The organism is Priestia sp. 10L35, assembly GCF_056395685.1.
Map to the genome: position 1 here is coordinate 23,945 of NZ_JBFTKA010000002.1, position 14,564 is coordinate 38,508.

The following is a 14,564-nucleotide window of genomic DNA, read 5'->3' on the forward strand; positions in this document are numbered from 1 at the left end:
GAACTATAAAAATCATTAGACAAATTACAAGAGAACTTCGAAAAACTAAAAGAAGAATCTATGCATGCTATTCAAATTAAGCAAATTGAGCTATTGTTGAAGAACAGCTAGTAATAAATTAATTTATTATAAGTGGGTGAGAGCGTGGAAAATAACTCGAAAATTATTTTGGGAATACCGGGCATATGGCAGAATAGACAAGCATTTAAAGAAAAATTTAATGAAAGTCAACAAGAGTTTGTATACCTAGGGGAACATCATATAGGTAAATTACAGACGCCTAAATATTTGTATCAAATAGAATTTGTTGACGAACATATTCCTTATGTAGCTGAAGCGTTTGAGCTTGGTGGAAATGGATCGTTTACAAAGGGTGATATTGAAACTCTTCAAAGTCACCGTAGTATGGTGTATATTCTTGCAGAAGGTGGATCACTTGAGCAAGTTATTGAAATTATGAGTGTCGCAAAGGCAGTTCTTCAATGGGGCGGTTTAGCAGTGAACGTTGAGTCATCTGGAAAGGCCACTACCAAAGATAATTGGATAGAATACGTTAACAATGGTACAGAGAACAGAGCATTTGCTGCTTTCGTTCAAATGTCCAGAGAAGAAGATGTGTTTTACACCTGTGGTATGCATAATTTCGGCTATAAAGATTTACTAACATCTACATCTAATACCAATCCAGCTGAAACAGTAGAGTTATTTCAAACCTTTTGCCTATATACGTTAATTGAAAATCCCGTATTTAATAGTGGAGAAACATTTAGTGTCGACCCTAAAGCTCCTGTTTTTCAATTAAGAGCAGAATCGTGTGTGCTGTTTGAAAGTTATGATCCTTTTTATAACCTTTATGGGGTTTGGCGGTTAAATAAAATAAGCTAGTCATTTAAAGGACAAGGTTGAAAAACTTTGTCCTTTAAGCGTTAATCGGAGATAAAGGAGGAGTAATACCATGAAAGATTGGGAGTATAATGAAATATTTGATGCAATTCAGGAGACGTATGAAGAGTTGGTAGATGAAGGCAGAGGGTATAGATATGCTATAGCAAAACTAGCGGATGAATTTGATAACTTAGGCAAGGTAGAAGATTTTATTGCGGACACTGCTATTGGAGAAATTGCAATTACCCATGAGCAAGTTTTCGTTGGGTGCATTAGAGGTATAACAGAAAGGTTGGGGAATTTAACCCAAAAGAAGCGCAAGACGAGCTAACATTAGACGAAATAAAAGATTTATTGCCACGAATGAATAAAGTAATAGAAGGACTAAAGCATGTAAAAGCTGATCATAACCCTTCAGTGGAATAGTAACAAACATTACTTAAATACTTGGTGAAAGGCAATTTGCTAAGGTATATGAGTACCGCTATTGTCTAATGAATGAGTGTTGAGCAGAAGGTCCTTATTTAATATATAGAACAGTTGTAATATATTTACTTTTGACAGACTGTTAGTATTTGGTATATCCTATTTTTGGATTAAGAGTTACGTAGATTTAACTCTTTATACATAAAATACTAATCGAAAGAAGGAAGAACCCGTAATGAGTAAGAAAAAATGGTTAATAGGAGCAAGTACATGCTTCCTAGTATTAGGGCTTGCGGCTTGTTCGAGCGGAGAATCAGAAAAAGCTAGTGGAAATGAGAAACACTCAGCTGAGTCATCAGAAAAGAAATCAGACGATAAAGAGCTAAATGCTGATGCGAAGTTTGATAAAGAAAAAACAGATAAATTCTACAATACGGTTACCAAAAAATTAGGTGAAACTGCTAATGTTGATGATTTTACGATTACAGTAGACTCTCCACAAGTCGTACCGGATGATGAGCTATCTAAAAACAAAAACGGACAGTTTATCAAAATGAATATTACGATTGAGAATAAAGGAAAGAAAAATCATAAAATAAGTGAGCTACTTCATTTTGATATTCAAAAAGGAGACACTCAATACTTTGCTACGGTTGTTTCTGGTGCCACAGAGAATCATTTGAACGGAAACATTTCACCAGGAGAAAAACAAAGCGGGATTGCAACGTTTGATATACCAAAAGAAGGCGATTTTAAGTTTGAATTTAGCGGTTTTAGTAAAAATCGTGGTATTTGGACGTTTACACAAGATGATATTCAACCAGCTCAATAAGAATCAAAACAAGTCACGTGCTAATCGTGGCTTATTTTGATTGAACTCAGCAACAACCATGGCGCATGAACAAGGCAATTAAACAACTTTAAAATGAAAGGAGCATGTAAAGTGTTATTCTCTTTATCAACAAGTATGTCCTATGTAAAAGTCAACATACATGTTAGGTTTTATAACATAAATTTCTGAATAATCATTTACTTATTCACTTATTTCATGGTATGTTATATGACATAGATATTGTAACTTACAATACGAGCTGAAAATCAGCTGTTATAATATATACTTATTTCTCTAAATATGCACCTGGACGAGCCGGTGCTCTATACATATATGGATACATCTACGTATAACTAGTCAAAAAGAATGAAGGCATTTCTAATTATAGTGCTGTTTGTTCTTTCGAATGAGTATAGTTATAGTAGGTGAAATTTTCAAGAAAATTATTTTGGTTTTTGATCTGAATTTTTGGAATAGTTTGTTATTTTATTAATCAATGCTTTGCCACTTAGAAGTAGGTATAAAAGTTTACTAATAAAAGAAAATGCAGACGGAATTTAATAAGTTTTTTAGAATTTGTGGGCGATTTTCTCACTTTCTTATCATTTTTGAATAGTTTATAATCATCAGACAATTATACTGTGATATAGTTATAAGTGAGACAGAAAAAGGTGTGTTCTTAGGTCGCACCTGAATTTTTTTACTACGTAAGCAGGAGCGCCTACATCTTTTTACAAATATAGGGGATGAGGAAGGTTATAATGAGCAACGTACAGAAAAAAACAGACGTTATCTTAATTGGTGCCGGAGTCATGAGCGCAACTTTGGGGTCATTACTCAAAGAGTTAGCACCTGAATGGGACATTAAAGTATTTGAAAAACTCGCAGACGCAGGGGAAGAAAGCTCGAACGAATGGAATAATGCAGGGACGGGCCATTCTGCGCTGTGCGAACTAAACTATACATCAGAAAAAGCTGATGGATCTATAGATATAACAAAAGCGATCCGAATTAACGAGCAGTTTCAGCTGTCAAGACAGTTTTGGTCTTATCTGGTAAGCAGCAAGTTGATTCGCAATCCGCAAGATTTTATCATGCCAATTCCGCATATGAGTTTGGTACAAGGGGAAAAAAATGTATCGTTTCTGAAAAAGCGTTTTGAAGCGCTGTCAAACAATCCGTTGTTTCAAGGAATGGAGTATTCCGACAGTCCTGACAAACTAAAAGAATGGATTCCGTTAATCATGAAGGGGCGCACGTCAAATGAACCAATTGCCGCAACTAAAATTGATTCGGGAACAGACGTAAACTTCGGTGCTTTAACACGCATGTTGTTTGACCATCTGAAGAATAAAGGGGTTCACGTTCATTACAAACGAAGTGTAAAAGATATTAAACGTAAAAGTGACGGTATGTGGGAAGTAAAAGTCGCAGATGTAGACAGCGGCAAAGTTGAGTACCACACGGCAAAATTCATCTTTATCGGTGGTGGAGGCGGAAGCTTGCCTTTACTTCAAAAAACAGGTATTCCTGAATCCAAGCATATTGGAGGATTCCCGGTAAGCGGATTATTTATGGTATGTAATAACCCTGAAGTAATTGCGCAGCACCACGGGAAAGTATATGGAAAAGCAAAAGTCGGAGCTCCACCAATGTCGGTTCCGCACCTTGATACACGCTATATTGATAACAAAAAGACGCTGTTGTTTGGTCCATTTGCTGGCTTTTCACCGAAGTTCTTAAAAACAGGTTCAAACCTGGATTTAATCAGTTCTGTAAAGCCGAATAATATTTTAACCATGCTAGCAGCAGGCGTCAAAGAAATGGCATTAACAAAATATTTAATTCAGCAAGTGCTGTTATCAAATGAAAAACGTGTAGAAGAATTGCGTGAATTTATCCCGAACGCGAAAAGCGAAGACTGGGATATCGTCGTAGCAGGCCAGCGTGTGCAGGTAATCAAAGACACGGAAGCTGGAGGAAAAGGAACGCTTCAGTTTGGTACAGAAGTCGTAAGTGCCGCTGATGGTTCTGTTGCTGCACTTCTTGGCGCTTCTCCTGGTGCGTCAACGGCGGTTCACGTTATGCTTGAAGTATTGGAAAAATGCTTCCCAGAAAACATGAACAAGTGGGAGCCAAAAATAAAAGAAATGATTCCTTCCTATGGCATGTCGTTAGTTGATCATCCAGACTTCTTTAACGAAATTCATGCATCTACTTCACAGACGCTGGGTTTAATTAAAAAAGAGTCTGTTTATAGCTAAAGATTTTACGGCGTAACAAACAGCACATGTGTATGTGAAGAAATCTACAGGCGTGCACAAACACCACCTTTTCTTGAGGTGGTGTTTTAATGATCTTTATATGTAGGGTTTGATTTAAGAGCGGTATTGATTGCTTCCAGGCTGAAGTTTTAACTGTTTCCACGCTGCAATCGCATCATCGCGGCCTTTTCCTTTGTTTTTCGGGTCGTTAAAAAAGTCGCGGATAAAGCGGTTGTATTCAAACTGAGGCGCAATTTCTTTTTGATAGGAAGGCTGCTTTTTTCGTTCTTCTTCTTCTTCATACCACGCTTTTACCGCATCTCGATAGGTTTTCCCTACATTTTCTTTAAAGTAGTTTTGAATATAGGTGGAAAAATGAAATGTAGGATGAATGGCTTCTTTAAAAAAAGCCCGTACTTCTTGACTGCAGCGGTGATTTTTCCCAATGACGGTATCTAATGTTAGTGGCGCTTGCGTTTTAGAGGACGAGCGTCTTTTAGACGGTGTTTTTGATTGTTGAGTCTCACCGGTTGTTAAAAACACTTCAATTCTTTTTGAAAGTTCCATTTTAAATCCAGACGGGCTCATGTTATTTTCTCGGCAAAATTGCTGCAGCTCGGTTTTGAGCCAGTAAAAATCCGTAAAGTCAGTGATAGATAAGTTTTTTGAAAATTCTGGTCTCATTGTTTTCACCTCCATATATTTACAAAAAATATAGAACATTTGTTCTTGTTGGTCAATTGTTTTTAGAGAAGTACGAAGAAATGTCTTTTATGTTTCTTCCTACATAGTGAGAAGAAATAGGCCGTTTATTCACGTCTCTTGCCCAAATAGAAAGCTGACCGATGTGATGGATTTCATGAATGATGATGTGATGTAAGATGTCAGCTTCTGTGTAAGAAGTAGAATCCCAAGGGACTGTTATATACCTTTTGTTAGAAAAATTCAAATGGCTTAGAAAGTCGGCAATGTCAGGTCTATGTGCAGAAGAGAGCGCTTGAAGCTTTTCAAGCGTATCGTGTTCTTCAAAAGAAAGAACGATATCTTGTTTACCTTGGATGGCACGTATCCAGCTGTATTCCACATCAATAATATGAAAAAAAGTTTGTGAAATGCTACTCATTCCTCCAGTCCGCTTCTTCAACAGTTCTTCTCTTGAAAGTTGATAACACCAGCTAAACCATTCATCTCTCACTTGCCAATTATATTCAAAAAAATGAATCATCTACCGCACCTCACATGTTTTTTTACCTCTTATTTAAATTAGATGAACGCTGGTAAATACCTTTTTATAAAGAAGAAAAAGCGCCTAGGCAGGGTGTCTCTTGCAAATTCCAAAATCAAACAATTACAATAATAGAAAGGAGTTGATCACATGACGCTACATAAAAAAGTCCTTTCTACGATTCTAGGAGGAGCTGTCGGAGACGCTTTAGGTGTTCCAGTTGAGTTTAAAAAACGCGATTCATTTCAAATTACGACTATGACCGGCTACGGTACATACAACCAGCCTAAAGGAACGTGGTCAGATGATACATCTCTGACGATGTGCTTAATTGATAATTTAATAGACAAACAAGATGAGTATGATTTAATGCAAAAGTTTGCGAACTATTGGTCGGATGGCTACTGGACGCCGTACGGAGAAATGTTTGATATTGGCATCGCAAAAAGCGAAGCGATTCGCCGCTATAAAAGCGGACTTCCTAAAGAAGAGTGGGGAGGAAGCGCTGAATACGATAACGGAAACGGAGCGCTTATGCGTATTGCTCCGCTTGCGTTTACACTATGTGATGAAACTAGCTTTACAAAAAGAAAAGAAGAAATAGAAAGAATTGCGCACGTCACGCACCGCCACTTGCGCTCTACGCTTGGCTGTATTATATATGTGGAGCTGCTTATTCATCTCCTTCACGGCGACGAGCCCTTTGAAGCATATGAAAACGCGGTAAACCTCTGCCAAAAACATTTAACAGGTACGGAGTATGAAGCAGAGTTTTCTGCGTACGAACGATTGTTAAACCTAAGCTTGCCGCACGCAGCGAGAAATGCAATCGGGTCAACCGGATATGTCGTCAGCTCGCTAGAAGCATCGCTTTGGTCTTTTCTTCAAAGTGACGACTACGAAGAAGCTGTACTTACCGCTGTGAATTTAGGAGAAGACACAGACACAATAGGCTTTATTACGGGTACTGTGGCAGGAGTATATTATGGGCTGGATGGCATTCCTGAAGAGTGGATTTTTCAGCTTGCTAAAAAAGAAGAGTTAGAGAAAGCTTGTAAGAAGTTTGCGGATATATGTTAACGGATCATAAAAATTACTTTAAAGTTCGGAGGAGATAAAGTGAAGTTTTGTATGAGTTTTGGCGATACCAATTTTATTGGAGTAGCCAACGCAAAAGAATATCAATCATTTGTCGATGAGGATTGGGAGCTAGACCAGCTTCTGAACCACTTCGGCAGTGAAATGAAAAAGAGAAATATCCTAGTATGTCAAATGACAGAAGAAGGAATTGAACACTCTTGGAACGTAGAAGTGAAGATTGGAACAGAGTCGGATATAGATACATACTTTAGGAAAGCAACAGGTTATATAAATGTAACCAATCATCAGCTTTATCTCGTAGATTATGACTGCCTTACGATGGCCGCCCAGTTTGAAGATCAGTTAGTACCTGATGAAAACTGTTCTAAGTATAGAATTGATATTAAAAATGGTATGTACAAGCTCGAGCTTATTCAATTTTATAATGTTGACAAAAATGAGTATATAGGAAATGACCAAACGGATCTTGTATTGAACTTTATTAAGGTGGAGCACGTTGAAGACACAGCCGATAAGGTGTTTTGGTGTACGTATTAAGTAGTAAACGTACATGGAGGCTACTAACTCAGAGGCTGGTTGTACCGTTCTAAGGCCTCTATCTTATTTATGTAAAAAGATGGCGTGACATATATTCACTGAAACCCTCTGGCTTTGCGTCAGAGGGTTTTTATGGTCAAAATTATTTATAGTATACTTTACATACAAACTTCACGTTAAAGAAAGGTGATCACAGTGCCAAATGCATGGGATGCAGAACAAATTGTATCAGCACCGCTTGCCAACACGCTAATCGAGACGCAGTTTCCAGAACTTGCGCCCGCTAAAATTTCACTGCTTGGCTACGGCTTTGACAATACGGTTTATCAAGTAAACGACCGCTTTGTGTTTCGGTTTCCAAGAAGAGAACTCGCAGTAGGACTATTAAAAACAGAAAATCAGCTTTTACCAAGTCTTGCTTCTCAATTGCCTCTGTCGATTGCAGAGCCCATTTTTTTCGGTAAGCCGAATGCAGGCTATCCTTGGCCTTTTACGGGCTATCACTACGTGCAAGGAACTCCGCCTGCGAGATTAACAGAAGAGAAACGCATACAATCTGCTTCTGTACTAGCAAGATTTCTTCGCACACTGCATCACTATCCTCATTTAAAAGCCCAAGAGCTCGGTGTGCCGTTTGATGAGCTGAATCGACTTGATATGATGAAGCGAAAGCCGGCGCTAGAGAAATATGTCAAGCAAATGAAAGAGCGTAGTCTTTATTCAAAACAAGCTATTCTCGAAGACTACGTAAATGACATACAAGAAATTCACTATCAAGAAAAAAACGTACTGGTTCACGGAGATCTTCATATTAAAAACATGATTGTCGATCAAAACAGCATTGTTTCAGGCATCATTGACTGGGGAGATGTTCATATTGGTCACCCAGCAGTTGACCTAGCGATTGCCTACAGCTTTTTACCTCCTAAAGGAAGAGCACGTTTTTTTAAAGAATACGGAAAAGTAGACGAAGAAACGTACAGACTGGCAAAATGGAAAGCTGTATTTACAACTGTAGTCTTAGTGGCACACAGCTACGATCAAGGAGACAAACAAACACTAGAAGCGGCTCTTGAAAGCTTGAACCTGATTTTTCAAGAGTAATAAAACTGTAATAGAATTTTTGTTAAATTCCTGTATAGTTAAAAAAGGATAAAAATAAAAACAACAGGTGAAGCAAACAATGAATACAAGCCACTGGAATGAATCAGCAGCGCAGCTGCTAGAAGCATGGATACAGTTATATAAAGAAAAAACATTTCTTATTGAAGAAACGGAATCTTTAAACATGCTAAAAGAAGAAGTAGAGGGGATGGATAAAGAAAAATTTCTCTCCATAGTAGAACGTCATCTGCAGAAAGTGTATAACGAACTAGAAAAAGAACGTACAGAGTATAATATGAGCAACATTGAATATACAATGGTGACGTTTCTTTCAAACGATTATCCGGAGTACATAAACAAGCGTCAAAGCAATATGAAACAGCTCCAACAGTTAACAAGCATACATAGAAGTATTACAGAGCTTTTCGAAAAAAAACTTTCTTCCGAAGCGGATATGGTAGCGTTTAGAAACGACTTTTTTCAACTAACAGAAAAACACGCTAACACGTCATCATTAAAAGGAATCAAGGAAAGCTGGAATACGTATTTGTCGGCGTTCGTTGACTTTCAAAAAAAGCATGAACATGTAAAACAAGCGACCGCCACAGTACTCGAAGAAGACAAGAGCTTAAAGCAAGAGTGGAAGCAGCTAAGCAAAAATAAAGTAGTGACCAAACAAAAAGCAACCGCCTTTCGCACAAAGCAGCATGAGCTAAATGAAAGCATTCGAAAAGCCACGACTGCACAAAAACAGTTATTCGAACTGCACTGGCCTGATGTTCGCAGCCAGTTTGATGCGCTACAAGAAAAAATGAGTAAGAGTCTTTCTACTGTATTAAAAGAAACGGAATGCAGTATGGAAGTGATTAGCCAAAACGATGCAAATGAACACGCCAAGTTAAAGCAATCACTTAACGACCTAAATACAGTCCACAAAGTCGACGCTCATCAAACGTGGTTAGCGGCTTTTATTAAAAAATCACGACCATTTTTTAACGAACTGAGTGAAGATATAAAGGCTACTCGATGTCGAGAACTGTGGAACCGAATTTACGGCATGTATAAAGGAATAGCAGTAAACGAGTTTATTGTTACATACGAAGAACTTTTAGCACTTCAGTCGCTTGGTAGTGTAAAAAGTACGGAAATACCAAGGCCATTAGCTCGGTTAAAGGTAGATATAAAACCTGTTACGCTGCCATCCTACGCAGACTTTCCTGTGCTCAAAAAGCAGCAATCATCACGGCGCACTTTTCCTATTTTAATAGGAGCTGCTATCGTCCTTGTCTTATTACTGGCGATTGTATATATCAATCGTGACAATCAAACGGCAGAAACAAGCTCAGATGTAAAAGCTACGGCCAGTACGAAGCCGTTAAAAAATGAACAGACTAAACCAGCTTCTGTAAGCAAAACGGATCTTGAAAACTTTTTTATTTCTTATAAAGCTGCTTACTTTTCAAGCTTAAACAGCGGAGACTTTAGTGGGATGGCGCCTTATATCGACTCGAATCAGCCAGTATACAAGCAGCTAAAAAGCTATATCACATCACTCGCCGGAAAAAACGTATCGTTTGCTAACGATCAGTTTCTCGTGAAAAAGACAGAATCACATGACGACGGAACTTACGACATTTATACAAACGAAGTATATACGTTCACCGACTCATATGATGCAAGCACGCAGTTTAAGAAAGAACGAATTTATCATGTTAAAGCTGCTGGCAAAGACAAACTTCAAATTACTAAAATTGATACGTTAACAGATGAACAGAAGCCGGTGGAAGAGTGAATGGTTTCTGAGAGATTATGAATAACCGCTAGTTCCTTTTTGGAGCTAGCGGTTGTTGTGGTTGGGGGGAGAGAAGAGGTTTAGTTGAATTGTTTGAGCGTAGGATGACCGCTACGCTGCCAGCGTGGAGATCTTGTTATATAAAATTTTAAATACTTCAAATAGAAACAAGAAATTAATCTAAAGTACGGTCATATTAATTCCAGTTTCTCTTTATAAATTGAAACGCAGGTCGTAAATTCGTTTTATTAGCAATCGAAATAAGAGCGGGAACAACCGAAGGATCCGTTTTAGAGAAATTAGGAATTCGCGGATTCAACCGGAAAAACTGATCCCCAAGAAGCTCAGAGCTAACCATTGATTCATAGTAGCTCGATCCACCAGAGATAATCTGAAGAAACGGCAGCAAGGGTTCATTAGAAGACCGGTCTAAAAGTACTCCCCAATTTGGCGGAAGGTCTTCCATATCTTCAGGTCGTATGTTATCGGCACTCACCATTCCCCATCCCTTTGTATCTCTTCTTAATTGAGTTGGTTGCTCACCTGTTCCGATGGATAATACGGCAATTTGATCTAACGGCTGCTTTGCTTTTCCCACTGCAAACGCGATACTAGCTGTACTAGTATTAGTTGCTACTGTATAACCATCTACGTAGTTTTGATAAGCTCTTTGCGTTGCGGGAGCAGCGCTGCTCCTTAGTATTACGTCACTTGCTTTTTCATTAAGATAGGGAGAACCAGGAAAATTATGAAATAACACAGGATTCCAACGATTCAGCTCCGGTGAAAATAAGTGAAAGGATGGCACAACAATTCGTTTCTTTAAGTCTCTAAGGCGAAGGTCTCGGGGGAAAAACGTTCGTATGGCTTTAATAAAACCAGAATAGGGTAGTTGTTGGTTAAAAACAGGTCCGCCCGGTCGGGAAACGCTGAACGCCGGTAAGATGTGATCTTTGAAAAACTGAAACGTCTCTTCTGGTGATCTTCCGCTTGCTAACGCAAGAGCAGTAAATGAACCAATTGAATTTCCTGAAAAAACATTGGTTTCACTAATTAACTTAGGGTTTTGATAAGCCAATCTATTCAAAAGTTGTAAACTTAAAGCACCTAAAGTGCCGCCTCCATCAAAGGTCATAATCCGATATTTTGTCAAAGGTGATTTCTCCTTTCGAATCCCATCAGAGGTATCATTCTGTATATGTTTATTTGATGTGTTGCAGAGGTATGAGTATCTCTTTTACCGCTCCTTTAGAAGCCAGGTTATGTAGATGAACATTCTTAGAAATAAATAAAGACTCCAACGAACCAAACCATTGGCTAAATCTTAGCCGATGGTTTTATTTGAGTAGATGTTGTTAATAAGGAACATTTCCTTGCTTAATTACAAAAATGAGAACAAGAAAGAGTATGAAAATGGAAATGAAGCTGAAAATATTATACTCATAACATTTCGTTCCTTCTTTTAATCTTTTCATTCCCTTTATAAGTGCAGGTCAAATCTAAAATAGCCCTTTTAAAGAAATTAAAGGAAATATAATACCCGTTTATACAACATTTTATTGTAAGATAGATTAGTTGCATATGAATCGAATATTAGTAGGTCCACACTAACTTATCTATTTTTAGTGTAAGGAATCAAGAAAGAGTGAGGGAAAGGTCAAAATGTCTAAGACAAGGTATAAGAACCAAAAAGAATCCAATGAAGCAATTGCAAAAGCTTATATAGAGAACGATTATACAAATAGTCAGAATAAGCTGTTGCTAGTATCAAAAGCTAATTATGGGAAAAAAAGTTCAAATGTATGCTACTCTTCAGTAGACGATAAAGGTATGAATTTTTATGAATTTAACAACAACGCTCAACAGAATTTAATGTTAATTGAGCGGTATGAATGGGCTGATTTCTCTAGCGTTACAATTGACCATAGCATTGCAAAATCAGTATTTACATTTGTAGGTCATGATGAAAATAGTGATATTACAATAGAGGTAAAAGGAAAGGAAGTAGAGCAAGTTATTCGTAACCACTCTTCTATGGAAGTTAACGTAGTAAAAAGACCTGTCTGGACTAAGGTATTAGGATATCGTTCACAGACAACTTTGAAAATGTTTATGGCTTCCACTGTTTACACCTTAATTCTTTTATTCATATTACATGCCTTATTACCAGCAGCTACTCATAATTTTATTATGGGACTAGCTTTACTAATTCTGTTTTTAAGCATCATAGGCTTATTTATTGGATTAATAAAGCCAAAGTGGGCATTGCCTAAATTTAAAGTCAAAACAAGAAAACGTGTATTATTTTTTTATCTATATTTAATTCTTAGTTGTTTTTTTATTGCCGGAGTCTTTAGTGATGGAGAATCAACTTCTACCCCTGCCTCAACGCAAGTAAGTTCTTCGCAAAACAGTGTCACTGTTGCATCTAAAAAAGATGGTGCTGATAGCAGCGAGCAAAAAGTTGAAAAGAATGATAGTGATAAAGCAGTAAAAGAAGAGAAAAAACAAAAAGCTGAGGAGCAAGCGGCAAAAGAAGAAGCAAAACGAAAAGCCGATGAGCAAGCAGCAAAAGAAGAAGCAAAACGAAAAGCCGATGAGCAAGCAGCAAAAGAAGAAGCAAAACAAAAAGCTGAAGAACAAGCAGCAAAAGAAGAAGCAAAACAAAAAGCTGAAGAACAAGCAGCAAAAGAAGAAGCAAAACAAAAAGCTGAAGAGCAAGCAGCAAAAGAAAAGGCAGAACAAAAAGCTCAGGAGCAAGCGGCAAAAGAAGAGGCAGAACGCAAAGCTCAAGAGCAAGCGGCAAAACAAGAAGCGGAACGAAAAGCTGAGGAGCAAGCGGCAAAACAAGAAGCAGAGCGTAAAGCTCAACAAGCAGCTAGTCAACAGGCTACAACTAGCAGTTCTACTAGCAGCAGTGGAAATTATAAGCCATTTGAAAATGATCCGAGTGATGATCAACAGTCTAATATGTCTTGTTCGGGGCAAATCAAAGGTAACAAAAACTCGAAAATTTACCACGTACCTGGCGGAGCTTATTATGACAGAACTCAAGATAACATTGTTTGGTTTTGTTCAGAAGCGGATGCACAGGCAGCTGGATATAGAGAATCCCAACGATAAAAAATGTATGCAACCTTTAAAAGCTCTCCTATATGTTTCTTGGAGAGCTTTTTTCTTTGTGAGAGATTATTTAATGTAGGTATTAAAGGCACAGAACGAGTAAGTTTTAAAAGCAGAGAAGATATGAAAAAAGAATTCTTTGAATAAAACAACTTGGATAAGAAAGCTTAAAGTAGCGTTTTGTAAACGCGTCTGCAAATAAAGTTCCCTTGTTCATCTGATGCTGTCATATAATAGAATTAGCTATTATACTTACATTTATTAATACTTTTTCAAAAACGGTCTTAGCTCTAAGGTTTTAAATAGTTTTATAGATGGGAGTTAAAGCAAGCTTATGAACAGAGAAGAAGTACTACAAAAAATAAAGAGCTTAAATGTCTGGAAAAAAAGGGATCAAAGAGCTCCGCACAAACCATTGTTGATACTGTATGCCCTAGGTCAGCTGCAGGCCAAGCAACGAATGCACCTGCCGTATAGCGAGGTGAAAATTCCTTTGAAAGAGCTGCTTATGGAGTTTGGACCTTCTCGGAGTTCCTACCATCCAGAGCATCCTTTTGTTCGTTTGACAGGAGATGGAATATGGGAGCTAAGTGAAGAAGTTGATAAGCGTAGCTTTACAGATAGAAATTTGCTGAGTACAAATATAGTAGGCGGTTTTAGACAGGATGTTTATAACCTTTTTGCAAATGACCCTACGCTGCTTCAAGACGTCGCGCAATTTTTATTAAATGAACATTTTCCGGACACGATCCATGAAGATATATTAAGAGCCGTAGGGCTGGATTTTGAAACACAGTTAAAAGGAAAGAGAGATCCAAAGTTTCGAGAGAAAATTCTTCAAGCTTACGGATATAGCTGCGCTGTTTGTGGTTTCAACGTTCGGCTTGGGCATAATTTAGTTGGTGTAGAGGCTGCTCATATTAAGTGGCATCAAGCGGGAGGTCCAGATATTGAAAGTAACGGAATCGCGTTATGTTCAATGCATCATAAATTATTTGATCGAGGAGTTTTTACTTTTTCCGATCATAATGAGCTGTTAGTGGCAACTCAAGCGCACGGGACGAATGGATTTGAAGAATGGCTTATGAAATTTCACGGGCAAAAGCTTAGAGATCCTATTCATCCGGCGTATCAACCGAGCGAAGATTTTCTTGGGTGGCATGTTAGAGAGGTATTTAGAGGTCCTCCTAGATATCAAACAGGTAATATAAATTAATTTTTGTGAGGGGTAGATTGCTGCGTCTATAACTAGGAAGTGATTTACATATTGTGATG

12 protein-coding genes and 1 pseudogene are annotated in these 14,564 nt (G+C 37.9%); 10 read left to right on the top strand and 3 right to left on the bottom strand.

The features are described from left to right. Positions 1-144 precede the first annotated feature (144 nt). From AC1DEF_RS06020 to AC1DEF_RS06035, 4 genes and pseudogenes are all read left to right on the top strand, one after another. Positions 145-885 (top strand): DUF4261 domain-containing protein, encoded by a 741-nt coding sequence (locus AC1DEF_RS06020; protein ID WP_097825340.1) that lies wholly within the window; start codon positions 145-147, stop codon positions 883-885. Positions 886-955: 70 nt separating this feature from the next. Beyond that, positions 956-1,311, top strand: a pseudogene (locus tag AC1DEF_RS06025) (Imm3 family immunity protein). 235 nt (positions 1,312-1,546) lie between these two features. Further along, positions 1,547-2,143, top strand: coding sequence for a DUF4352 domain-containing protein (locus AC1DEF_RS06030; RefSeq protein ID WP_097825341.1), 597 nt, complete (start codon positions 1,547-1,549; stop codon positions 2,141-2,143). A gap of 761 nt (positions 2,144-2,904) precedes the next feature. Further along, a complete protein-coding gene (locus tag AC1DEF_RS06035) occupies positions 2,905-4,407 on the top strand; it encodes a malate:quinone oxidoreductase (protein ID WP_013083523.1) in 1,503 nt (500 codons plus the stop codon). Between the two features lie 114 nt (positions 4,408-4,521). On the opposite strand, the gene AC1DEF_RS06040 is transcribed toward AC1DEF_RS06035, so the two are convergent. Both AC1DEF_RS06040 and AC1DEF_RS06045 read right to left on the bottom strand, forming a co-directional pair. After that, positions 4,522-5,091: a DUF6434 domain-containing protein gene (locus AC1DEF_RS06040; protein ID WP_097825342.1), complete on the bottom strand. Its 570-nt coding sequence runs from the start codon at positions 5,089-5,091 to the stop codon at positions 4,522-4,524. Between the two features lie 52 nt (positions 5,092-5,143). After that, positions 5,144-5,632 (bottom strand): DinB family protein, encoded by a 489-nt coding sequence (locus tag AC1DEF_RS06045; protein WP_029322303.1) that lies wholly within the window; start codon positions 5,630-5,632, stop codon positions 5,144-5,146. Positions 5,633-5,782: 150 nt separating this feature from the next. Here AC1DEF_RS06045 and AC1DEF_RS06050 point away from each other — a divergent pair, with 150 nt between their 5' ends. The 4 genes from AC1DEF_RS06050 to AC1DEF_RS06065 all read left to right on the top strand — a co-directional run bounded on the left by AC1DEF_RS06050 (position 5,783) and on the right by AC1DEF_RS06065 (position 10,166). Next, complete coding sequence (locus AC1DEF_RS06050) at positions 5,783-6,712, top strand: ADP-ribosylglycohydrolase family protein (protein WP_097825343.1); 930 nt, start codon at positions 5,783-5,785, stop codon at positions 6,710-6,712. Between the two features lie 51 nt (positions 6,713-6,763). Further along, entirely contained in the window at positions 6,764-7,270 is a 507-nt protein-coding gene (locus AC1DEF_RS06055) for a hypothetical protein (RefSeq protein WP_176521359.1), read from the top strand. 195 nt (positions 7,271-7,465) lie between these two features. Further along, positions 7,466-8,374, top strand: a complete 909-nt coding sequence (locus tag AC1DEF_RS06060) for a phosphotransferase (RefSeq protein WP_097825345.1) — start codon at positions 7,466-7,468, stop codon at positions 8,372-8,374. Positions 8,375-8,453: 79 nt separating this feature from the next. After that, positions 8,454-10,166, top strand: coding sequence for a TcaA NTF2-like domain-containing protein (locus tag AC1DEF_RS06065; RefSeq protein ID WP_477727320.1), 1,713 nt, complete (start codon positions 8,454-8,456; stop codon positions 10,164-10,166). 196 nt (positions 10,167-10,362) lie between these two features. On the opposite strand, the gene AC1DEF_RS06070 is transcribed toward AC1DEF_RS06065, so the two are convergent. After that, complete coding sequence (locus tag AC1DEF_RS06070; RefSeq protein WP_097825347.1) at positions 10,363-11,319, bottom strand: patatin-like phospholipase family protein; 957 nt, start codon at positions 11,317-11,319, stop codon at positions 10,363-10,365. A 677-nt stretch (positions 11,320-11,996) separates the two neighbouring features. On the opposite strand from AC1DEF_RS06070, the gene AC1DEF_RS06075 reads away from it, so the two are divergent. Beyond that, positions 11,997-13,289 carry a sunset domain-containing protein gene (locus AC1DEF_RS06075; RefSeq protein ID WP_411970505.1) on the top strand — a complete coding sequence of 431 codons (1,293 nt, stop codon included), beginning with the start codon at positions 11,997-11,999 and terminating at the stop codon, positions 13,287-13,289. Positions 13,290-13,623: 334 nt separating this feature from the next. Further along, a complete protein-coding gene (locus AC1DEF_RS06080; RefSeq protein ID WP_097823175.1) occupies positions 13,624-14,505 on the top strand; it encodes a phosphorothioated DNA-binding restriction endonuclease in 882 nt (293 codons plus the stop codon). Positions 14,506-14,564: the final 59 nt, after the last annotated feature.

What these genes read in the sequence shown, in the direction of transcription:
- AC1DEF_RS06030 (WP_097825341.1), top strand. Translation starts at nt 1,547, where the DNA reads ATGAGTAAGAAAAAATGGTTAATAGGAGCAAGTACATGCTTCCTAGTA.
- AC1DEF_RS06035 (WP_013083523.1), top strand. Translation starts at nt 2,905, where the DNA reads ATGAGCAACGTACAGAAAAAAACAGACGTTATCTTAATTGGTGCCGGA.
- AC1DEF_RS06040 (WP_097825342.1), bottom strand. Translation starts at nt 5,091, where the DNA reads ATGAGACCAGAATTTTCAAAAAACTTATCTATCACTGACTTTACGGAT.
- AC1DEF_RS06045 (WP_029322303.1), bottom strand. Translation starts at nt 5,632, where the DNA reads ATGATTCATTTTTTTGAATATAATTGGCAAGTGAGAGATGAATGGTTT.
- AC1DEF_RS06050 (WP_097825343.1), top strand. Translation starts at nt 5,783, where the DNA reads ATGACGCTACATAAAAAAGTCCTTTCTACGATTCTAGGAGGAGCTGTC.
- AC1DEF_RS06055 (WP_176521359.1), top strand. Translation starts at nt 6,764, where the DNA reads ATGAGTTTTGGCGATACCAATTTTATTGGAGTAGCCAACGCAAAAGAA.
- AC1DEF_RS06065 (WP_477727320.1), top strand. Translation starts at nt 8,454, where the DNA reads ATGAATACAAGCCACTGGAATGAATCAGCAGCGCAGCTGCTAGAAGCA.
- AC1DEF_RS06075 (WP_411970505.1), top strand. Translation starts at nt 11,997, where the DNA reads ATGAATTTTTATGAATTTAACAACAACGCTCAACAGAATTTAATGTTA.
- AC1DEF_RS06080 (WP_097823175.1), top strand. Translation starts at nt 13,624, where the DNA reads ATGAACAGAGAAGAAGTACTACAAAAAATAAAGAGCTTAAATGTCTGG.